The sequence below is a fragment of the Pedobacter sp. B4419 genome (assembly GCF_059693725.1).
The window spans coordinates 1,163,063-1,185,351 of sequence record NZ_JCASSL010000002.1 but is presented as its reverse complement, the minus strand read 5'-3'; the positions used below and the strand labels follow the sequence as shown (position 1 = coordinate 1,185,351).

Here is a 22,289-nt window from a genome sequence, read left to right as displayed (position 1 = left end):
TGAGGAGGTAGGGGTAGGATGTAGAAATATATTTTAACACATAGGCACATAGGATATTTCTATGTGCCTATGTGTTTTATAGCGCTTGACGTCTTTGTGGTGAAATAACTATGAGTTAAAAATCCTAAATCTGGTCCTCTATTTTATCTGCCGGCTTAATATCGTTTAGTGTTAAAGGCAACAGGTTTTTCGTTTTGAGATAGGTAATAAATACGATGCCTATCGTCATGCTGCCTCCGAATACCACTGCTGGTACTACACGCATCAACTTGGCCGTCAAGCCCGATTCGAAAGCCCCAATCTCATTAGATGAGCCGATAAACATACTGTTCACCGCCGAAACACGTCCGCGCATCTGATCGGGCGTAAGCAATTGCATAATGGTAGAACGGATAATTACACTCACACTATCAAAAGCGCCTTCACAAAATAGGAAGAAAAGCGTAAGGTAAAAGCTTTTCGAAAGGCCATAGCAGATGATGCTCAATCCGAAGCCCGTTACGGCAATCAGCAGGTTGCGCCAAGGCTTGTTCATGGGCGAGAAGCGGGTCATGGCCAGCATGGTGATTACGGCTCCGCTAGAGGCCGCTGCGCGCATGAAACCCAATCCTTCAGAACCTACTTTTAAAATATCGTTGGCAAAAACAGGCAATAAGGCAACTGCTCCTCCAAAGAAAACCGAAAATAGATCCAGGCTCATCGCGCCCAGCATCATCTTGCTCTTAAATACAAAATTGATTCCTTCTTTAAGGCTTTTGGCAATGCTTTCTTTTGGAATAAAGGTTGGCGGATGCGCTTTCAAAAAGAAGATACACACCAATGAGATCAGGATAAACGTAATAATGACGATATAGGTAGGCGTAATTCCATAAAAGCCATAGATCAATCCGCCTACTGCCGGACCTAGAATAGAAGCCAATTGCCAGCTTGAACTGCTCCAGGTGCTTGCATTGGGGTAAAGTTCTTTGGGCATAATCTGTGCCATCAGCGAAAAGGTTGCAGGACCAAAAAAGCCCCTTGCCAAGCCAATGCCAAATACCATGGCATACATTATCGGTACAATGTAGCTCGTGGGCACATAAGCATGCATCTGCTTGGTTGTAACCACCAACATGGTTAACGAACAGATAAATACCCCAAAAAAGATTTTGAGCAATAAGCCTCTTTTCTCCGATTTATCAGCTACGTAGCCCCCATAAAGTGCAATGCCAATTGCAGGAATAGCTTCCGATAAGCCAATAAGGCCCAAGGCAAGCGGGTCTTTTGTTAAATGGTAAATGTGAAAGCCGATGATAACGGCCTGCATCTGATAGGCAAAAGTAAAGAAGAAGCGCATGCCCAAATAAGAGCGGAACTCTCGGTAACGTAAGGCTGCAAATGGATCTTTTTTAACGGGTGTAACGGATTCGTCTTCCAAAGCAATGGGTTTTAAGCAAATGTAAGCGTTAGCGATTTAAAAAAGGAAAGAAGAGTTGTCTTTAAAACGCAAAAATTACATTGTTGGCATTTGATTGTTGCAGTGTACTAGATTAATGGTTGAGCCGGATTGTTTTTGTAATAATCTAATTTGTATTGGAACATTTCGCTCATACGGGCTGCCCGCCATTTGGCTTCATCGGCTTTTGCACCTGCGAAATGACTGTCAACTGTTTCATTGAACAGGCTTATCCAGGTATCAAAATGTTCGGCTTGAATAGGAAGTTTGGCGTGCTTTAAAAATGGGCTGCCACTGTAGGCCGGCGTATCCAACAAAAGCGTTTGCCAAAAACCATACATTTTTTCGAGGTGCACCGGCCAGTTATCGCCAATTACTTCATTAAAGATAGGAGCCAGCAACTCATTGTCGCGAACTTTGTTATAAAAATCGTTAACCAATAACTTTACGTCGTCTAGGTTCAGGATATCGGTTGTAGTGCTCATTTGCTATCGGAAATTAATTCAAATATAAGCGCTTGTATTTTGGCAACCTGATTTACGATCATAAAATGACCTCCATTTGGTATTTCGACGGCCTTTTTAATAGGTTTAATAGGAAAAATACGATCGGCCGTGCCATGGATATGTGTTAAAGGGGCAACTAGGCCATCGTGTTGCCAGTTCATGAGCTGAACAATTGCCCATTTTAAAAAATGCGGATCGGTATCCTTAATAATTTGATGGAGCAATGTTGATTCTGTTTTGTTTGTAGTCCCGAAATAATAATCGGCGGTAAGTTTATTGCTCAAATGCAATAGCCAAAAAGGAACGATTTTATAGATTTTAGTCTTGCTGGCCAGTTTGAGCTGCCAACTGAATTCTTTTGGAGATTTAACGCTTGAAATGATGATGACCTGTTTACAAGAGATAAGCTTGGCAATTTCCTGGGCTACCATGCCACCAAACGATAGGCCAATCAATATCACTTCTTTGTTGGTGTCAATTTGATCGCTAATGAGTCTTTGGGCATAATGGCTTAGTACTTCTTTCTTTTCTGGCTTTAGCCACTTCATAAAAAGATGCTCCGTGTTTCCCAAATCAAGGAATTGAAACACGCGTTCATCTGCACCTAAGCCACTGATAAAGTAGACCATTATTTTTGCGATAAATTAAGTTATTGTTGTTGCCATTTCAAGTCAATAGGGCTTTGTAAAAATCATCATAAGCCTCCATTAAATCGGGTGCTTGGTTAATGGCTGCAGAAACCGCAATTCCATAAACACCTGTTTGCATTAATGGTGTCACATCGCTTAAGGTAATACCTCCAATTGCGAGGATGGGCAATTCAACCTGCTGGGCTTTTAGTATTGCCGTGGCATTTGCATATTGCTTCAGATCCAATAAGGAAAAATGATTAGGCTTGGTACTGGTAGTATTAAATGGCCCGAAACCTGCATAATCTGCACCTTCATTAGCCAAGCGGATCAGCCCATCAATGGTGTGTGCCGAACCTCCTAAGGTAAACTCATCACCCAACTGCTGGCGCAATGCAACAAAATCGGCATCCATGTCCTCAATATGAAAGCCCTGGATATCGGCCTTGCCTTTCAAATGGATATGATTGGTTACAATGAGCGTGCTGCCCCAATCGTCGCAAATGGCAGCTATTGTATTGATGTCTTCTAGCAAAGCTAAATCTGTTTTGCTCAAACAACGGTATTGGATCCATTTGGCGCCTGCTTCACAGGCCAGTTGTGCCTGTTCTACGTGTGTCCGCTGAGGAATATCGTGGGTAATAAAATGCAACTTTTCGATGAATTTCTTCATGGTACAAATATCAACAAAAAGTGGGCAAAAGGTGAATGGTCTCCCTAAGCAATTTTGTCATTCAGCACTAAGCGATGAATGACAAAATTGTAGGAGATTAATATGAACAGCCATGTTTATTAAAACTTCACGTTTAGGCTCAACAAGAAATTTCTAGTCGCCTGCGGGAAATAGTAATTCGTTCTGCTCAAATCTCCGGAAAACAAATAAGGATAGGTACCGCCATTATTTTCGTAAAGCGTGCTAAAAACGTTGTTTACCAAAAGGCTTAGACCAACATTTTTAATTCCTGCAATAGCGGTGTTGTAGCTTAAGCGCACATCGTTTACAAAAAAGCTTGGCAAAATACGTGTAGAAGCTCCGGTATTGTCAAGCTGCTGTTTGTCCACATATTTGCTTATGAAAGCGATCTCTGCATTTTTGATCGGGCTGTAGGCGATTTCGCTTGATAAAATGAGGGCTGGAGAATAAGAAATAGCCGTGTTTTTATAGGTATTGGTGATGAACGTTTTGCCAGTGACATCGGCTTCATCATAAATATACTCCGTAAATTCTTTTATCCTGCTTCGGCTCAAAGTAGCGGCAGCACTCCACGACAGGTTTTTGAGGATCTGCCAACGACCATCCAATTCTAAGCCCATACGGTAACTGTCGGGCACGTTCTGACGGGTTTGTCCGCCAACATCATTTTTCTCTCCGGTATTGATCAACTGGTCCTTGTACAACATGGCAAAACCATTTACCCCAACTGTAAATACGTCCTGTTGGGTACGGTAGCCAAATTCAATATCGGTGAGGTGTTCTGATTTAGGACGGGTATTGATATTCGAATCGGTAAAATCCCTTCTGTTAGGTTCCTTATTTCCAATAGCTACAGAAGCATATACATTGCTTTTCGCATCAATGTTATAAGTTAAACCTAATTTAGGGTTGAAGAACTCCAATCTGGCATTTTGCTGTGCCGGATTACCCGCTTCGTCTTTTCCAAAATAAGAGTAATATACGTTTCTGTATTGGAGGTCGGCAAAGATATTGAACTGTTCTATCTGGTAATTGGCCCTGCCGAAAATATTGAAATCGCTTTTAAAGGCATCGTTATCGTTGTAAATATGCCTTGCCGATTGACTGGCATCGTAATTGGCAAACTGCGCCCAGGTTACTTCGTCAAAATGGCGGCCTTTGTATTCGTTATAGGCACCCCCTAAGGTAAAGCTCAGGTCGGTTTTTGGGGTATAATTTAAGGAATAGGTTACGCCATAAAAATCATTGTCAAGCCATAGACGTCTTACCAAATCAGATTCGCTAATCGGGGTACCGCCACCAACAACTACAGGCTCAATTTTATAGTCGGCCAGGTTCTGGTCGTCTTTGTACTCTTCGTAATAGCCTCTGCCATAGGTATAATGTAGGGCGGCGTTTGCGGTTAGTTGTTTTCCGAGGTTGCGGGTATAGAACAATTGATAATGGTCTTGCTGGTAATTATCGGTTTGATTCTCGTAGGTAAAGTCGTTGTGCCTGCGGTCTGTTTTTAATAGATCTTCGGTAACGCCATTCCAGGCTTGGTAGGTTTTTTCCGTTCCGCTGAATACATTGGCACGCAAAATATCATTCTTGCCATAATAGGCGCCAGTTACAAAAAAAGATTTCAGGTCTGAAGAAGCACGGTCAATGTAGCCGTCAGATTTGATCCTAGATAAACGGCCATCAAAGCTGAATTTGTTGTTGATCAGTCCCGAGCCTACGCTCACCGTGTTTTTCCAGGTCTCATAAGAACCGTAAGTGTTGTTCAGCTCTGCGTAGGCCGAATCTCTTCTGGTAGTGGTTTGTATGTTCAAGCTTGCTCCAAAGGCACCTGCACCATTGGTAGAAGTGCCCACGCCACGCTGAATTTGAATGTTATCAACAGAAGAAGCCAAATCTGGCAAATTGATAAAGAAGCTGCCTTGGCTTTCTGCATCGTTTAGCGGGATGCCATTGAGGGTTACGTTGATTCGGGTCGCATCGCTGCCCCTAATTCTGATACCGGTATAGCCTACGCCTGCTCCCGCATCAGAACTAACCACTACAGATGGAGTTTGATTAAGGATGTAAGGCAGGTCTTGGCCTACGTTCTTTTTGGCAATTTCGGCCCTGTTCAGGTCTTTGTAGGTTGTTGCCGTGTTTTTAGAGGCCCTTGTGGCACTGACTACTACTTCATCGGCTAAGAAAGAAAGCTGACTTAAATTAAAATCAACTGTGGTGTTTGCCGTTAGGTTAACTGTTTTCTCCTGTGTGGCATAACCCACGTAGCTTACTACCAAAGTATAGCTTCCGGCTGGTAAATTGGTGAATTCGTAGCGCCCATTGGTACCGGCAACTACGCTTTGCCCTTTGTTTTTTAATTTGATGCCTGCTCCGGGTAATACGGTGCTGTTCTCGGCCACGGTGCCCGAAATGTTGAGCTGTGCCATAGAAAGAATTGGGCACAACAGCGCAGCGAATACTGCGATTACTAATTTTTTCAATTTTGTTTTTTGTTTTTAGTAAAACCTATCGGCAGTAGGGGTACTCCCGACTTTAGTTAAACTCCATAAACCATTCCCTACGCCAGCATTACCTGGATCAGGTGTATTTAAAGTTGAATGTTTTGAGTTAAAAGTTTAAAATTGGCCAAATGGCGACTTTTCACTTTCTGCTTTCAACTTTAAAATGGGTATGTTCTCAGCCTGTATTTGTGTTTTTACAAAACAAGGCACCCCTTATTGATGGCACAAAGGTATAAATTTTTTCGAAATGCAAAATCGGGAGTGTTTTTTGATTGGCCTTCTTTATTTCTTGCACAGCCCGAGGTGAAATAGCCAGTATTGAAGCGGCATCCTTTTTTGACCAGTTGGCAAAAAAGATAAAGCGGAAAGCCGGACTTTCTTTAATGTGGAGCAGGTACATTGCGCTCCAAAATATGGAGGTGCGCAATTTGGTTTCAACGGGTTTATTTTACGGCATCCAACAGAAAATCGTCGATAGCCGCAACAGCATTGTCCAATCTGGCCTCGCCTGTGTCGCCAATCACTTTGTAGTTGGCATTAAGGTTCTTCAGCTCTTCGTGCCAAACCTGCATAAAGTGTTCGCGCTGGTTAGGGAAATCGCGAAGCGGGTCATCCTGCCAAGGCAAGTCTATATCCAACAACAGGTAAAAATCGTAAGTGTATTGGCTTAGGGCATCTAAAACTACCTGTGGGGTTTCGCCAAACATGGCATCGCTCCAAATCTTAACCGTCACAAAAGTGGTATCGCAGATCACAAAATCGGTTTCGGCCATCGACAATACAGAATCTTCGAGGGCAACTTGTCCGTGAAACATATTGGTTTCGTCTTGCAAAGTGCAGGGAACAGTCAGGTTGGCACAATAGTAACGGGCGTATTCGGGTACCCAAGGCACATTGTAGTATTGGGCCAATTGCACAGACATGGTCGATTTGCCCGTACTTTCGGGACCAACGATCGCTATTTTTTTAATTTGCTTGTTCACGATAGGTTCTCTTCCAATCTAAATAACCCATAGCGGCTATGGGGGTTAAGATAATGTACAAAACTGCATACACATATAGTTCTTTGTAGAGCAGCAGGGGTACGTAGCAAATATCAACAATTACCCATAAAATCCAATTCTGCAGAATTTTTCTGGTCAGCATAATTTGTGCTACAAAGCTTAATGCGGTGCAAAAGCCATCTTCATAAGGCACATTGGTGTTGGTGTACCTGTCTAGCAAAAAGCCTAATACCACGGTGAGTACGGCTACAGCTAATACAGCAAGTGGCCATTGGTTTTTGGTAAGGCTTACTATGGGCTTGTTGTCGGCAGCCTTATTGGTCATCCAATAATACCAGCCATAAAAAGCGGTAAACAGAAAATAAAACTGTAGGGAAAAATCGCCATAAAGCCTGCTTTTGTAATAAATAACAGCGCTGATAACGATACTGATAATAGAAACGGGCCAGTTCCAGATGTTTTCTTTGGCGGCCAGATAAATACAGCCCAGCGTGGTAATTAGTCCAGCCAATTCAAAAAATGAAGTTTGCCTAAATTGATCAATGATCGATTGCCAAAGCGGAGCCTCCAAAAGTAACATAATCCAAAATTATAAAAATATCCAGTAATCAGTACAGAAGCGCCGATGGCCTTAAAACAAAAAATCCGATAGGGAACAACCCCTACCGGATAATAAACCAAACAAACTATTTATGAAGAATACCCTCAGGCAATTAATGCCGAGGATGCTTTAGATCTATTTTTTATTGGGCGATGAACTAAAATTAATCGCCGCTCTTATGCTCACCTCGCTGGCTAAACTATTCCTTAGCATATATTCCATTCGCACTTTCAAATTACTTCCTCTGATGTAATCATCTACAAAACGCGAATTGTCTATGTCTAGTACAAGATTGTTGCCAATATTTTCAGACACATCACTTCTTGACGCTACCATGACTTCTGAGCCGTTTGCGTTGACCACAAAGAGCTTTACCGACCTGAAAATGCCTAAGCTTTGTTTGGTCGGATTGCTGGCATCAAGCCTTACAGAGGCCACTCTCACATCTTTTATATAGTCTGCACCATTCTGATTGCCAAAAATCTCGTCAAAACTGCTGGTACTGCTTGAGGCAGTCTGCGGTGTATCACTTTTCGTATTGGCAGGTATGGTTAAAATTGCCGTGTATGGAAAAGTAGACTTAATGATGGATTGCATGGTGGCGCAACCTGTTACAACTGTACAAATAACGAGTAATGAAAGCACTAATCTTTTCATTGTGTAATTAACAAATCTGGAAATGATTTGGTTTTAAAATTTATCTATTAATTAATTTTTTTTCGTCTCTTAAATAAGAGCACTCGAAACTGAAACGTAAAAAAAATTAAAATATTCTTTAAAACAATTTTCTAAGGATGATGTTTTTTAGGAGCAAACCATCTAAATAAGAAGAAATTGACAGGTAACAAGCTTACGCTCAATTAATAAGTTAAACTAAAAAAATTAATATCATGAAAAGAGCGAGTTTAAATTTTTTAGCCGTTGCAGGCCTTTCTATAGGATTATTTGCATTCGGATCAATTAAACAAGGCGGCATACAGGGAAAAGTAACCCCAGCCGAAGGTGCTAAAGAAGTAGTGGCGGTAGCCGGTTCAGATACGTTGAGAAGCCAAATCAGCAATGGTGCTTTTGTATTTAGCAACGTAAAAAAAGGAACTTATACCGTATGGGTTAAAGCTAATGCGCCTTACAAAGATGCTTCAGTAGAGAACGTAGCGGTAACAGATAGTGCCACTACCGATATTGGAGAAGTTAAATTGCAACAGTAATAATAAAAATAACGTTGTGTGTGAAAACAAAAAGAGGGCTTTAGTCCTCTTTTTTTGTGTTTAAAGAGAATGCTTTTTTCACAGTTGGGGCCAGGAAACAAGCCTTAAATATTTTTAAAATAATCGTCCTATATTCCAGTCAAAAAACCTATCTTTGCATCCCGACAGCGCAGTTGGGATTATCTATATCGTAGCAGAGGAGTTCTCCCAGCTAACAGTCAGATTGACTTTTACTTTAGACTTTTTTAAAAACCCCACATGCCTAAAGACACCTCGATACGTTCAGTACTTATCATCGGATCTGGACCAATTATCATTGGCCAAGCTTGCGAGTTCGATTACTCAGGTTCACAAGCTGCACTTTCTTTGAAAGAAGAAGGAATTTCAGTTGCTATCATCAATTCAAATCCCGCAACCATCATGACCGACAAGGTAATTGGCGATCATGTTTACCTGCGTCCGTTGACCATTGAATCGATAGAGCAAATTCTAACTGAACATGCCAACTCTCCAGATTTGCCAACCATTGATGCAGTATTGCCAACCATGGGCGGCCAAACTGCATTGAACCTTTGTGTTGATGCCGAAGAACGCGGCATTTGGAAAGCCCATAACGTGAGGATTATTGGTGTAGACGTTGCAGCGATCGACAAGACCGAAAACAGAGAGTCGTTCCGCCAGTTAATGGTTGATATCGGCGTTGGCGTAGCGCCTTCAAAAATTGCCAACTCTTACTTAGAAGGCAAGGAAGCGGCCCAACAAATCGGTTTTCCATTGGTAATTCGCCCTTCTTATACCTTGGGTGGTTCAGGTGGCGGTTTCGTACATAGAAAAGAAGATTTTGATCTTGCCCTTAAACGTGGCTTAGAGGCTTCTCCAACACACGAAGTATTGGTAGAAAAAGCGGTACTGGGTTGGAAAGAATATGAATTGGAGTTATTGAGAGACGGTAATGATAACGTAATCATCATTTGCTCTATCGAAAACTTCGATCCAATGGGTATCCATACTGGCGACTCGATTACCGTGGCGCCTGCAATGACCTTATCAGATCGTTGCTACCAGGAGATGCGTAACCAAGCCATTAAAATGATGCGCGCCATTGGTAATTTCGCAGGTGGCTGTAACGTACAGTTCTCTGTAAATCCAGATAATGACGACATCATCGCCATCGAGATCAACCCTCGTGTTTCGCGCTCATCGGCTTTAGCCAGTAAGGCAACAGGTTATCCAATTGCAAAAATCGCAGCCAAGTTGGCCATAGGTTACAACTTGGACGAAATAGAAAACCAGATCACCAAAACCACTTCGGCTTATTTTGAGCCAACGCTTGATTACGTGATCGTAAAAATCCCTCGCTGGAACTTCGATAAATTTAAAGGTGCCAACCTTGAGTTGGGCTTGCAGATGAAAGCCGTAGGCGAGGTAATGGCCATTGGCCGCAGCTTTATCGAAGCCTTGCAAAAAGCTTGTCAGAGTTTGGAAATCGGTCGTGCAGGCTTAGGTGCCGATGGCCGTCAAAAAAGAAATATCGAAGAAATCATGTATGGATTGGAGCATCCGAGCTGGAACCGTTTGTTCTTGATCAAAGATGCCATGAGCATGGGCGTTCCATTAGAATCGATCCGTAAGGTAACCAAAATCGATAAATGGTTCCTGATCCAAATCCAGGAATTGGTGAACATGGAGGTGGAGCTTAAGCGCTATTCTCTAAACAATATTCCTAAAGATTTCTTCTTCAACTTAAAACAAAGAGGTTTCTCAGACATACAGATTGCCTACGTATTGGGCAATGTAACCGAAGACGAGGTATACAGCCGCCGTAAAGAATTAGGCATAAGGAGAGTTTACAAAATGGTAGATACCTGCGCGGCAGAATTTGCGGCACAGACGCCATACTTCTACTCTACTTTTGAAGAGGCACCAATCCAAATCTCTTTGGTAGGCAACGAAATCCTCTCTAACGGTGATGAGTTGGGCGCCAACGAATCGGTAGTTTCAGATCGTAAAAAAGTAATTGTTTTAGGTTCTGGCCCTAACCGTATCGGTCAAGGTATAGAATTCGACTACTCATGTGTACACGGATTGTTGGCCGCGAAAGAAACAGGTTTCGAAGCCATCATGATCAACTGTAATCCTGAAACGGTATCAACCGATTTCAACATGGCCGATAAGCTTTATTTCGAGCCCGTATTCTGGGAGCATGTGCGCGAAATCATCGAGTTAGAAAATCCAATTGGCGTAATTGTTCAATTAGGTGGCCAAACTGCGCTTAAAATGGCAGAGAAGCTTCATGAGAACAACATCAGGATCATTGGTACTTCTTACAATGATATGGACATCGCCGAAGATCGTGGCCGTTTCTCAGACTTGTTAAAAGAACTAGATATTCCTTATCCAAAATATGGGGTGGCCGAAAATGCCGAAGAAGCTATTGTGGTAGCTAATGAGGTAGGTTATCCGGTGTTGGTGCGTCCGAGTTATGTATTGGGTGGCCAGGGCATGAGCATCGTGATCAACGATGAAGATTTGGAGAAAGCCGTAGTGAAACTGTTGGGCGATTTGCCGGGTAACCGCGTACTGATCGACCACTTCTTAGATAGAGCCGAAGAAACCGAATCAGATTCGATTTGCGACGGAACAGACGTGCACATTGTAGGTTTAATGGAGCACATCGAACCTGCAGGTATCCACTCTGGAGATTCGAGTGCGGTATTGCCTCCTTTTAGCCTGTCCGAAAAGGTAATTGCCGATATGGAAGCCTACTCTAAGAAAATTGCAAGAGCCTTGAACGTAATTGGTTTGTTAAACATCCAGTTTGCGGTAAAAGACGATAAGGTATATGTGATCGAAGCCAATCCAAGAGCATCGAGAACGGTACCTTTCATTGCAAAGGCCTACGATGTTCCTTACATCAATATAGCGGCCAGAATTATGCTGGGCGTAAACAAATTGAAAGACTTCAACATTGTGCGCAAGTTAGAGGGTTATGCCATCAAAGAACCGGTATTCTCTTTCGAGAAATTCCCTGAGGTGACCAAGGAACTGGGTCCAGAAATGAAATCGACCGGCGAAGCCATCCGGTTCATCAAAGACTTGGAAGACCCTTATTTCCGCAAGCTATACAAAGACAAATCAATGTATCTGTCTAAATAGATTAAAGAGCAAAGAACAAATCCCTTAACATCATGTTGAGGGATTTTTTTGTTTAAAGTTATTTGGTAAATCATGAGAACTGTAAACTGAAAATCGCCAACTTTTAGAAGCGCAATGTTCTTTTTAGCTTTTAAAGTCAGTCCCGCTTTTCGCTCTATCTTTTTTGCTGTCCTAAGCAAAAAAGGATGTCGCTGCAATCAGGGCTAGGTTACTTTAGTCTGTGCTGGTAAACCGTTGTTGCCTTCTAAAACATGTTACGTTGTAAACCTCTTGTAGGTTAAACTATGTTAAATAGGCCATGCAAGCCTTAAATAACAAGAAGCGAATCATATATTAGCTCAACCATGCCTAAAAATAACCGATACCTGCGTGTTGCTATTTTGCTGATGCTGCTCTTCGTTTCATCAAAAAACTATTCGCAATCCCTAAAGCAGCAACAACGTAATTTAACTGCCTTTAGCAAGCTTTATGGCTATGTGCAGTATTTTCATCCATCAGACGAAGCAGCCGGTATTGATTGGGCCGCTTTTGCCGTTTATGGCTGTAAAAAGATGTTGACCATTAAAGATGATGTGGCATTGGTCAGATCATTAAATGAGTTATTCAAAAGCATTGCACCAACCACATCTGTTTTTTTAAATGAAGAAAAACATCAATTTGATTTAGCTCAACTAAGCCTGCCAGATACAGCCGGTGTGGTACCTGTGTACTGGCAACATTATGGTTTTAAGCTTCCCTATTGGACGAATATTTATAAAAGCATCAGAATAAACCGGATCAATCCCTTAACAAACGGACAGATTGCCGGCAGTACGTTTGCTATAAATGCGCCATTGGCGAGTGATAAACTAAGGGGCAAAAAGTTTAAATTAAATGTAGCGGTTGATGCCGCTGCTCCCCAGTTATTGGCCTTGTCGTTATTCAACCTGGAAACACGACAAACGTACAATGCAAAAGAGGAAGCTGCTCTAAAGAACAAGGAGAGCAGGTACAGTTTTGAAGGAACTTTCAGCGATCAGCAGGATTCGATCACTTTTGGGATCTTCTTAAATACCACAGCAAAAGCTAACTTAACAGCAGTCAAGCTTGAGGTTGAGGCCAATGGAAAATTTATTGATGTTCCCTTCGGCAAGCGGGTTGTTCCGCTTTCCACAATAGGCGATAGCCGCGGGAAATACATATTGGAAATAAAAGACATCAATCATGTTGATCGGCCTCTTTTTAATAAACAGCTTAAAATTGGGGAATACGTGTATAAGGAAATTGTGCTAGGCATAAGCACCATTGTTCCTTTGGTTTTATATGGCACGAAAGATCATACTTTTCCGGTTGTTGATACGATATTGCTCAAACAAACAAAAGACAGCTTGCTGACGGCTTGGCCAAAAGATGCACACGGTGAATTTGAAATAGGCGGCCATCAGCTGGTAACCAGGTTGGCCTGTTTGGTAATGAGCTGGAATGTGGTGAAGCATTCTTTTCCCTATTGGGACGATGCCAGCGAAAGTCCGGAAGAAATATGGAACAAGGCGCTTGCAAAATCATTTGTCGACCAAACAGCGGCCGATTTTTTGAAGACCCTAAAATTGATGTATGCTCCACTAAATGACGGACATGTATTTATTGATGTAAATGATCCAGCCGTAAAAAACAATTGGAAGACCGTTCCGCTGCTTTTTGCTTTTGCAGAAGGTAAAATAGTAGTAAAGAAAATAAGAGATTCTACATTGGCCGGCAAAATTAAAATTGGCGATATCCTCGAAACCATCGACGGCAAAAATGCAATAGCGCTTTTAAATGAAGAAGAAAAATATTATTCTGGCTCTGCGCAATGGAGGAGGAACAAAGGCATCATCAATTTTTTAAATGGCGATGAGCAAACAGCAGTAAATGCCAAATTCTGGAGAGAAGGCAAAAGCTTCGAGGTTGGGCTTTTAAGGAATTATAAGGCAGACGAATATATTCCCGGCTCTGATCGGAATGGAAGAGAAAGCCATAAATGGCTAGATAACGGAATTTTTTACATCAATTTAAACCAAACCACTACAGCGAAACATTTGGAAGAGCTGACCAAAGCCAAAGCCATTATTATAGATATGCGTGGCTATTTAAGCGAGATGACCGAAGAATTTGCCCAGCACTTGACCCAAACGACGCTTCAATCTGCCAGTTCGTTTTCCGTTCCGCAGCTTTTATATCCTGATTATGAGAAGGTAGGCTTTGATGGAGGCAAGAACACGTTAATGTCCAAAAAGCCCTATATCAAGGCGAAAGTTTTTTTGCTTTTAGATGGTACTGCACAAAGCGCGTCGGAGAGTTTTGCCATGTTGTATAAGCATTTTAAGTTGGCTACAATTGTAGGAGAACCGAGTTCTGGCACCAATGGCAATATCAATTATATCAATTTAATAGGCGGGTATCGGGTTTCTTATAGTGGCATGTTGGTGAAAAACGAAGATGGAAGCAGGCATCATTTGATTGGCGTTTTGCCCGATGTGGTAGTTAAACAAACCATTAAAGGCATTAAGGCTGGCAGAGACGAAACTCTAGACAAGGCCATTGAATTGGCAAGCAAAAAAGAGTAAGGGAGATCGTCATTGCGAACTTAGTGAAGCAATCTCTCTCGAGTTAGCTCCCGGATCCGGTCGGGGATGGACGAATTGTGTAGCTATTAAAACCGTCAACTGTTTTAGGAGCGCAATACCTGAATTGTATGAAAGGCAGTCCTGCTTTCCGCTCTATCTTTTTTGCTTTTGCAGCAAAAAAGGATGTCACTACAATCAGGGCTATTTAACTTCGGTTGGTGCAACAAGCCACTGTTCTCTAAACCTGATTAAAACGAAAAGCCCGCAGCCCGATTTTCATCGGGAGAGGACTTGCAGTGAAAAGCAGGGCCAACGATCAAATGAAATGCTGCCATTGCTTTCTAATTCATCGCAATTAGATTGCTTCGTCGCTGAGCTCCTCGCAATGACGATAACAGTTTACTGCTTGGTCCAAATTCGGGTATTCAGATCGAGTTCCTGTACAATGGCATACATAAAATGCAACACGGAAAGGTCGTCGCTTAATACATCGGCACTTAACAGGCTTTTAAAAAGCGGCGCCTCAAAGTAATTTTTAGTTAGCTGAAAGGCAATGTACATGCTCGAACTTACAAACGATACCGAAACGGCATAGGCCGCACGTTGGTTAAGCTGGCAGATGCGGTCCATTAGGGCAGGAGTAAGGATATAGCGCGCTTCGATCTGATCGGTGCTATAGGTAACAAAGTCTCGGTTAAACCCTTCATTTTCTAGTTCAACTACGTTTTTGTCGCCAAAGGCATACACGTTTTTAGAAAACCAGGCGCCAAACCTGTTGCCTAAATCCTTTGGCCTTACTACGGTGGTTCCGTTAAAGTTTTTATTGAAATCGGCTACAAAAATAATCCCTTTCAAAATGTCATGCCAATGCTCCTGCCGGCCGTTCTTTCCATTGGTTTCGGTTTTGTATTCGGCATGCACCTCTGCAAAATAGATGCGCGTCTTGCCAATTGTGCCACTAATGAGGTCTTCGGTGCTATAGCGGTCTGGATCTTTTGTAAAAAGCTGCGACTGTATAAATTCGCCCTCCGAAATGCCATAACTGGGCTGAATGGTTAGGCTTTGATCAACATTGCTGAGCATGGCACCTACCACATCCATTTTAAAGCGGCTTTTATAGGCGCTAGATTCGTCGCTGATGCGGTAGAGGATCACCCCGCCAAAAATAACAGCGGCTAGTCCTACGACAATTCCTGCAATCAAAAGGCCCATGATAGACAATACTACGATAAGCACGATTCCCAATACAATGGCGCCATAGCCTTGTGTATTTGCCGATAGGATTTTCTTGCGTTGGAGTTCTAATTCGGCAAGTACAGCCTGCAGGCTAGCGTTTTGCGTATAATTGGCATCCATTAGCTATTGAAAAGCTCTTTTGCACTTACATTTTTGCGTTCTTCTTCGCTTGCCTCCAAAACCTGCATCGGCTGATAGCCCAACATGCCGGCAAACATATTGCCTGGAAACATCATTACGGCATTATTGTAAGTGGTTACACTGGCATTGTAGTTTCTTCTGGCTGCGGCAATCTGTTCTTCGCTTTCGGTCCAGGTGCTTTGCAGGTTCAGGAAATTGGTGTTGGCTTTAAGGTCTGGATAGTTTTCTACGCTCACCATCAGGCCTTTTACGGCGGCACCTAATTGTTGGTCTATGGCCAGTTTATCGCCTTCAGTAACATTGCTTCCCATGGCCTTGCCGCGCAGTTCGGTAATCTTGGTCAGCGTATCGCCTTCATATTGGGTATATTGTTTCACTACTTCAACCAGGTTTGGAATAAGGTCGAAACGTTTTTTAACCATTACGTCAATTGCAGAAAAGGCATTGGCTACTTGGTTCTTTTTGCTAATTAGCGAATTGTAAATTCCGATGCCGAAAATGAGAACAAGTCCGGCAATAACAGCTGCGATAATCATAATTAATTTGTTGTTGGTTTAGGTAAATATATAAATTTTAGCCTTTTGCATTGCAAAAAAAAAGAACCCCGCTCCGGAGAGAGCAGGGTTCAACCAATCAATATTAAAAAGGAGAACCTTTCTAATTAGTTCAAAATTACGACTCCTTTTGCTTCGAACACAATTTCTTTTTTAGGTTCTGTAATTTTTGCTATTTCCTCTGCCGATTTTTTGGCATCTTCTGCATAGTGTTTCAAATCTTCTACCGAAGTAGTTTTTCTTTCGGCAAAGCCGTCAATTACTACTTTTTTGCCAGCAATATCTTTAGGCATAAAGAAAGCATAGTCTTTAAAATTAACGAACATGGTTTCGCCATTGGTCAGTTTTAACGTCATAAAACATCCTTTTTTCTTGCAAACGGTTACCACTTCGCCACTTACCTTCATGTCGGCTTTGGTTTTGTCGCCCAGTTTGCCGTCAACCTCAGCTGCGGTAATTACATTTCCTTTTTTAACGCCTTCTCCAAAAGACTGGCCTTCGTAGGCATCTTGTGCAAAAGCAAATGCTGCAAATAGGCATAATGCCAAGCTTAAAACTAATTTTTTCATCTGTTTATAATTTATCAATATTTGGTGTAAACTCTTATCTGTCACAAAAATATTTAAAATCTTTCTAAATACTGAATGTCAAGCAGCTAATATTTTAAAAGCACAAAAAAACCCCACTGCTCTTAGCAGTGAGGTTAATCATCCCTATTGTTGTTTTACCCATTACTGGATAAGAACGATATCAGTAATACAACAAACTGTCCAATTTTGAGTTTTTTACAAGAATAGGAGTTAAATAACTGAAAATCATATGCTTAAATAGATTGTTTTTTGCTGTGCCATTTTTTTTCTGGAGCTAGAGTGTAGAGAAAAATGCCAATTTCCCACAAAAGTGTAGAGAAAATTACCACCCCACATGTGTTTCCCCATAAGCCATGTACTGATTGCCTACTGCTTTTGGAGCGCAATGCTTGTGCCTATTTTAATGGCAGTCCCGCTTTCCGCTCTCTCTTTTTTGCTGTTGGCAAAAAAGGATGGCGCTCCAATCTGGGCTATTTTACTATAGCTTGTGCTATGGGATTTGGCACGATTAACCAAAAAGCAAGGAGAATACCTCTTCAATCTTGCTCACCGTAACCAATTGGATCTTGAATTTGTCGCGGTCAACACCTTTCAGGTTGTAACTGGAAATGATGATCTTCTCGAAACCTAGTTTCTCAGCCTCAGAAATGCGCTGCTCTATGCGGTTCACCGCCCTGATCTCTCCCGAAAGACCAACCTCGGCAGCAAAACAAATTTTAGAAGAGATGGAAATATCTTCATGCGAGGAAATAATGGCCGCCATAATGGCCAAATCAATTGCTGGATCTTCAACCTTTATTCCCCCGGCAATATTGAGGAATACATCTTTGGCACTTAGCCTAAAACCACACTTTTTTTCGAGCACAGCCAGCAGCATGTTCATTCTTTTGGTGTCAAAGCCTGTAGCAGAGCGCTGAGGCGTGCCGTATGCGGAAATGCTAACCAATGCCTGTGTTTCTATGAGCATCGGTCTTGCGCCTTCTAAAGTGGCGCCAATGGTAATGCCACTTAGTTCTTCATCGCGTTGCGAGAGCAAAATTTCCGATGGATTGGATACCTCCCTCAATCCGTTGCCCTGCATGGCATAAATGCCCAGTTCGGCAGTGGCGCCAAAACGGTTTTTAATGGAACGGAGAATACGATAAATGTGGTGGCGATCGCCTTCAAACTGCAAAACGGTATCTACCATGTGCTCTAATATTTTCGGGCCAGCAATAGCGCCATCTTTGGTAATGTGGCCAATCAGGAATACCGGTGTTGCCGTTTCTTTGGCAAAGCGTAAAAGTTCTGCGGTGCACTCCCTCACCTGCGAAACGCTACCGGGCGTGGATTCGATATGGGCAGAATGCAGGGTCTGGATCGAGTCGACGATGACGATCTGAGGCTCCAGCTGTTCGATCTGCTTAAAAATATTTTGGGTGGATGTTTCGGTAAGGATATAACAATCAGCTTTTGGACTATTGGTGATGCGCTCTGCGCGCATTTTGATCTGCTGTTCGCTCTCCTCACCAGAAATGTATAAGATGCGCTTGCCGGTCATGTTTAAGGCCAATTGCAACATCAGGGTAGATTTGCCGATGCCCGGTTCTCCGCCAATTAAAACTACCGAGCCCGCTACCAAGCCTCCGCCGAGCACGCGGTCTAATTCTGCATCGCTGGTTGAAGTCCTTTCTTCGGCAGTGGCCTCAATTTGCTCTACTCTGCTTGGCTTGTTGAGGCGCTGCGTTCCCGAAGCCGATTTCCAGGTAGGGACATTTGCTACGCCCTTATCGATGATTTCTTCTACAAAGGTATTCCATTGGTTACAAGATGGACATTTGCCGAGCCATTTTGGCGACTCATAGCCACAGCTCTGACAGAAATATGCTGATTTAGTTTTAGCCAATTGATTTTAGATTATTGATTGACGATTTTAGATTTTTTGCGCCAACTAAATTAGCTAAAATATTTAGTATTTCGAAAGGCTAATCTTGAAGAAGAATATAGCCAATTAACAAATTCTGATCCTTATTAAGATCTTATTCCTTATGATTAACAATTGTAAAGTTAAAATCGTCAATTCAAACTACAGCTTATTTTTTGGTATTTATCTTTTGAGCAATATTTAGTAATTTAAGGTTATTAAAAACAACCTAACCTAAAATTTAAACTATGAACACAAAAAACCTGCTTAGCAAAGCTGAGCTAAAAAAAGTAATGGGCGGAGACGGTCCACCTCCGGAGTCTTGTCTTGGCAAACCCGAATGCAAAGAGTGCTGCAGAAACACATCTAATGTAGGCCGCTGCGAAATGTTGTGCGACATGCATCAAACCACTTAACGCCAATAAAAAAGCCTGGGTTCATTATAAACCCAGGCTTTTAAATATTTTGAATCATCAGCTTACATCTTAATTTCTTCGTCTTTTGAAGAAAGAAAGTGGAATTCTGTAAGGTGATAAGAAGATACTGCTCTTACCTTAACACGTTGGCCAAATTTGAAGAACCATTTCCATTGCAGGGAAACTAGTCCTTTTTTAATGAAGGCCGCTATATAGGGGTGAACACACAAAGTGATGTTCTTCTCGTTTTGCTCTTGTAGGATATAGGTCAAATTGCTTTCAATATCGTCCATCAGTACGATACTGGCTTTGATCTCGCCCGTACCATCGCAGGTTGGGCATTTCTCTACCGTTACAATATTCATTTCTGGGCGTACCCGTTGGCGGGTAATCTGCACCAATCCAAATTTGCTCGGAGGCAAAATGGTATGTTTCGCCCGGTCAAGCAACATGAGCTCGCGCAGGTAATCAAAAAGCACTTTACGGTTGGTTGGCTTGTGCATATCGATAAAATCGATGACCACAATTCCGCCCATATCCCTTAGCCTTAGCTGACGGGCAATTTCTTTAGCGGCTTCCTTGTTTACCTGAAGCGCATTCTCTTCTTGATTTTCCTTGCTGGCTGTTCTGTTGCCGCTGTTTACATCGATTACGTGTAAAGCTTCGGTATGTTCAACCACCAAATAGGCTCCTCCAGCTAGATTTACGGTCTTGCCAAAGGCATTTTTAATTTGTTTCTCTACACCGAAGTGTTCGAAAATGGGCTCCTTATGCTTGTAATGCTTCACGATTTTCTCCATCTCTGGCGAAATTTCGTGCACATAGGAACGGATATCTTCAAACAGGTTCGCATCGTTTACATAAACGTTGGCGAAATCGGTATTTAAAATATCTCTGATTAGGGTAGAAGTACGATCCATCTCTCCCCAAACACGTTTAGAGGGTTCGGTATCCGGCAGTTTCTTAGTGAAACTTTCCCATTTGGATACAGAATCCAATAAGTCTTTTTGCAATTCGGCAACACCTTTTCCTTCGGAAACCGTTCTAATGATTACCCCAAAATTTTGAGGCTTAATACTTTCGATAATCTTTTTGAGTCGATTACGTTCGGTATTGCTTTTAATCTTTTTAGAAATCGATATTACGTTAGAAAATGGAACAAGCACAATATATCTTCCTGCAATCGAAAGATCAGAGCTTAACCTTGGTCCTTTGGTAGAAATAGGTTCTTTGGCAATCTGAACCGGTAAGATTAAATTTTTGCTGACGATCTCGGATATTTTACCCGCTTTGTTAATGTCGGCTTCTAATTTAAAGTTATCTAATAAATTGCCATTGACTGTGCCGTTACGCTTAATTTTAGTAAGCTTTATCAAAGACTGTACTTGTGGGCCCAAGTCGAAATAATGCAAAAAAGCATCTTTTTCGTAGCCAACATCAACAAAGGCAGCGTTAAGGCCGGGCATAATTTTTTTAATGCGGCCCAAATAAATATCGCCTACGGCGTAGTTATTGTTAACGTGCTCCTTATGGAGTTCTACAAGGTATTTGTCTTCAATTAAAGCTATGGTTACTCCCGTAGGAGTAGAATCGATTATTAATTCCTTTACCAAAAGCTACAGATTTTAAGGCAATTGAATGCCCTATTACACATGGACAAAAAACACATAGAATCCAAAAATAAATACCGTTTATCATGGTATTTATTTTTGGCCAATACACAGCTAGGAAAAACCTATTTTTTCTTGTGTCTGTTTTTTCTTAAACGTTTTTTGCGTTTGTGGGTAGCCATTTTATGTCTTTTTCTTTTTTTACCGCTTGGCATAATCTTAAGTTTTAAATGTTTTTATTAATCTGTTAATTAACGTTTATTCTTTAACTCGGCCACCTTTTTATCAACAAATGATGATACAGTTGGGTTGGCCGCTAATTTCTTGCTGTTTAAATAAGCGTCTATTGCTTCTTTGTTCTGGTTTAAGCTTTCATGAGCCATTGCTAAATAAAGGTAGGCATCAGGGCTAGCTTTAATCTGACTGATGATATTGTTGAAGCGAACAATAGCTTTGTCAAACTGTCCAGATTTCATAGCAAATATGCCTAAATTCATATTTGCCTTTAAGTTTTTAGGATCTTCCTTAACCACCTCCTGCAACATCGCTATACCTTGCATTGGGGCGCCTAAACCGTTTACAATGGTTATCCCCATTCCTGTTCTAGCATCAAGGCTAGTAGAGTCCAAGGCTAATGCTTTTGTAAAGGCATTGTTGGCTTTCTGAAGCATATTTGGTTTTAAAAGGCTATCCTGTGTATTATCGAAAGCTTTTAAAAACCTATTGCCTGCATTTATCCAATTGGTTAAAGAAGCTTCTCCATTGGCAACAACTTCAAGGTACAGGGCACTAGGTGCCGCTTGTTCCAAATCTTCCCATTTCTGGGCCAATTTCTGTGCCTGAGTAAGTTTTTCGGCACCAGAAGCACTTTGGTAAGTACTTTCTAATGCTGTTATTTCTTTGCCCGAAGCATTGCTGATCAAGTTTTTTGCTGTGGAAGAAATTTCTTCTAGGCTCAGTTGTGGTGCTTGGTTTTCACTGGTAGCTACGGCCGGTTTGGCTGTAGGCTCTTTGGTTTCTGCCAAGCCCTTGATATCCCTCGTAAACAAAAATCCGACAAGCAATACGATTGCGAAAATGATGATAGCCTGTTTTGTGCGGATATTGTTTGCCATAACGATACGATTAAGCTTCTGCTTTAACTTTTTTAGAGTTGTTTTTCACTTTGTCAACAAAAACTTTTGCTGGTTTAAAGCTTGGTACAAAATGCTCTGGAATAATGATCGCTGTATTTTTAGAAATATTTCTAGCAGTTTTTTGTGCTCTCTTTTTTACAACGAAACTACCAAAACCTCTTACGTAAACATTTTCGCCGCCAATCATGCTGTTTTTGATCACTTTGAAAAATGCCTCTACTGTTTCTTGAACGTCTACTTTTTCAATTCCTGTCTTTGTTGATATTTCCGAAATAATATCTGCCTTAGTCATATTTTCTATTTATTAAGTTATTGAGTATTAAATATTATAACTGTTTTGGGGTTGCAAAAGTATTGCTTTTTAATGAGATAGGAAAATAA

The 22,289-nt window shown here is 41.6% G+C and carries 18 protein-coding genes; 3 read left to right on the top strand and 15 right to left on the bottom strand.

The features are described 5' to 3' along the window. Positions 1-124 precede the first annotated feature (124 nt). The 8 genes from AC570H_RS16660 to AC570H_RS16625 all read right to left on the bottom strand — a co-directional run bounded on the left by AC570H_RS16660 (position 125) and on the right by AC570H_RS16625 (position 8,030). On the bottom strand, positions 125-1,417 hold the full coding sequence (locus AC570H_RS16660) for an MFS transporter (RefSeq protein ID WP_497356854.1): 1,293 nt from the start codon (positions 1,415-1,417) through the stop codon (positions 125-127). Positions 1,418-1,524: 107 nt separating this feature from the next. Further along, the gene (locus AC570H_RS16655; RefSeq protein WP_497356852.1) at positions 1,525-1,920 is read right to left on the bottom strand and encodes a group III truncated hemoglobin; all 396 of its coding nucleotides are present in this window, start codon (positions 1,918-1,920) and stop codon (positions 1,525-1,527) included. Continuing rightward, positions 1,917-2,570, bottom strand: a complete 654-nt coding sequence (locus tag AC570H_RS16650; RefSeq protein WP_497356850.1) for an alpha/beta hydrolase — start codon at positions 2,568-2,570, stop codon at positions 1,917-1,919. Before AC570H_RS16650 ends, AC570H_RS16655 begins: the two co-directional genes overlap by 4 nt. A gap of 37 nt (positions 2,571-2,607) precedes the next feature. Continuing rightward, entirely contained in the window at positions 2,608-3,243 is a 636-nt protein-coding gene (locus AC570H_RS16645; RefSeq protein ID WP_497356848.1) for a thiamine phosphate synthase, read from the bottom strand. Between the two features lie 119 nt (positions 3,244-3,362). After that, complete coding sequence (locus tag AC570H_RS16640) at positions 3,363-5,747, bottom strand: TonB-dependent receptor (protein WP_497356846.1); 2,385 nt, start codon at positions 5,745-5,747, stop codon at positions 3,363-3,365. Between the two features lie 464 nt (positions 5,748-6,211). Then, complete coding sequence (locus AC570H_RS16635; RefSeq protein ID WP_497356844.1) at positions 6,212-6,751, bottom strand: AAA family ATPase; 540 nt, start codon at positions 6,749-6,751, stop codon at positions 6,212-6,214. Further along, positions 6,735-7,352: a nicotinamide riboside transporter PnuC gene (gene pnuC / locus AC570H_RS16630; protein ID WP_497356842.1), complete on the bottom strand. Its 618-nt coding sequence runs from the start codon at positions 7,350-7,352 to the stop codon at positions 6,735-6,737. The genes AC570H_RS16635 and pnuC overlap by 17 nt, the downstream gene beginning before the upstream one ends. 156 nt (positions 7,353-7,508) lie before the next feature. Next, positions 7,509-8,030, bottom strand: a complete 522-nt coding sequence (locus AC570H_RS16625) for a hypothetical protein (RefSeq protein ID WP_497356840.1) — start codon at positions 8,028-8,030, stop codon at positions 7,509-7,511. 233 nt (positions 8,031-8,263) lie between these two features. Between AC570H_RS16625 and AC570H_RS16620 the strand changes: the two genes are divergently transcribed. From AC570H_RS16620 to AC570H_RS16610, 3 genes are all read left to right on the top strand, one after another. Then, a complete protein-coding gene (locus AC570H_RS16620; RefSeq protein ID WP_497356838.1) occupies positions 8,264-8,581 on the top strand; it encodes a peptidase associated/transthyretin-like domain-containing protein in 318 nt (105 codons plus the stop codon). A 258-nt stretch (positions 8,582-8,839) separates the two neighbouring features. After that, a complete protein-coding gene (gene carB / locus AC570H_RS16615) occupies positions 8,840-11,737 on the top strand; it encodes a carbamoyl-phosphate synthase large subunit (RefSeq protein WP_497356836.1) in 2,898 nt (965 codons plus the stop codon). Between the two features lie 344 nt (positions 11,738-12,081). After that, positions 12,082-14,322, top strand: coding sequence for a S41 family peptidase (locus AC570H_RS16610; protein ID WP_497356834.1), 2,241 nt, complete (start codon positions 12,082-12,084; stop codon positions 14,320-14,322). A 399-nt stretch (positions 14,323-14,721) separates the two neighbouring features. Here the strand turns inward: AC570H_RS16610 and AC570H_RS16605 are convergent, their stop codons facing one another. The 7 genes from AC570H_RS16605 to AC570H_RS16575 all read right to left on the bottom strand — a co-directional run bounded on the left by AC570H_RS16605 (position 14,722) and on the right by AC570H_RS16575 (position 22,200). Further along, the gene (locus AC570H_RS16605) at positions 14,722-15,678 is read right to left on the bottom strand and encodes a DUF3137 domain-containing protein (protein WP_497356832.1); all 957 of its coding nucleotides are present in this window, start codon (positions 15,676-15,678) and stop codon (positions 14,722-14,724) included. Further along, entirely contained in the window at positions 15,678-16,235 is a 558-nt protein-coding gene (locus AC570H_RS16600; protein ID WP_497356830.1) for a LemA family protein, read from the bottom strand. The genes AC570H_RS16605 and AC570H_RS16600 overlap by 1 nt, the downstream gene beginning before the upstream one ends. A 125-nt stretch (positions 16,236-16,360) precedes the next feature. Beyond that, a complete protein-coding gene (locus AC570H_RS16595) occupies positions 16,361-16,822 on the bottom strand; it encodes a DUF4920 domain-containing protein (RefSeq protein ID WP_497356828.1) in 462 nt (153 codons plus the stop codon). 529 nt (positions 16,823-17,351) lie between these two features. Then, a complete protein-coding gene (gene radA, locus AC570H_RS16590) occupies positions 17,352-18,728 on the bottom strand; it encodes a DNA repair protein RadA (protein WP_497356826.1) in 1,377 nt (458 codons plus the stop codon). Positions 18,729-19,224: 496 nt separating this feature from the next. Further along, positions 19,225-20,775, bottom strand: coding sequence for an Rne/Rng family ribonuclease (locus AC570H_RS16585; RefSeq protein ID WP_497356824.1), 1,551 nt, complete (start codon positions 20,773-20,775; stop codon positions 19,225-19,227). Positions 20,776-21,023: 248 nt separating this feature from the next. Continuing rightward, on the bottom strand, positions 21,024-21,887 hold the full coding sequence (locus AC570H_RS16580) for a tetratricopeptide repeat protein (RefSeq protein ID WP_497356822.1): 864 nt from the start codon (positions 21,885-21,887) through the stop codon (positions 21,024-21,026). A 10-nt stretch (positions 21,888-21,897) separates the two neighbouring features. Then, positions 21,898-22,200, bottom strand: coding sequence for an HU family DNA-binding protein (locus tag AC570H_RS16575; RefSeq protein WP_055133196.1), 303 nt, complete (start codon positions 22,198-22,200; stop codon positions 21,898-21,900). Between the last annotated feature and the right edge of the window lie 89 nt (positions 22,201-22,289).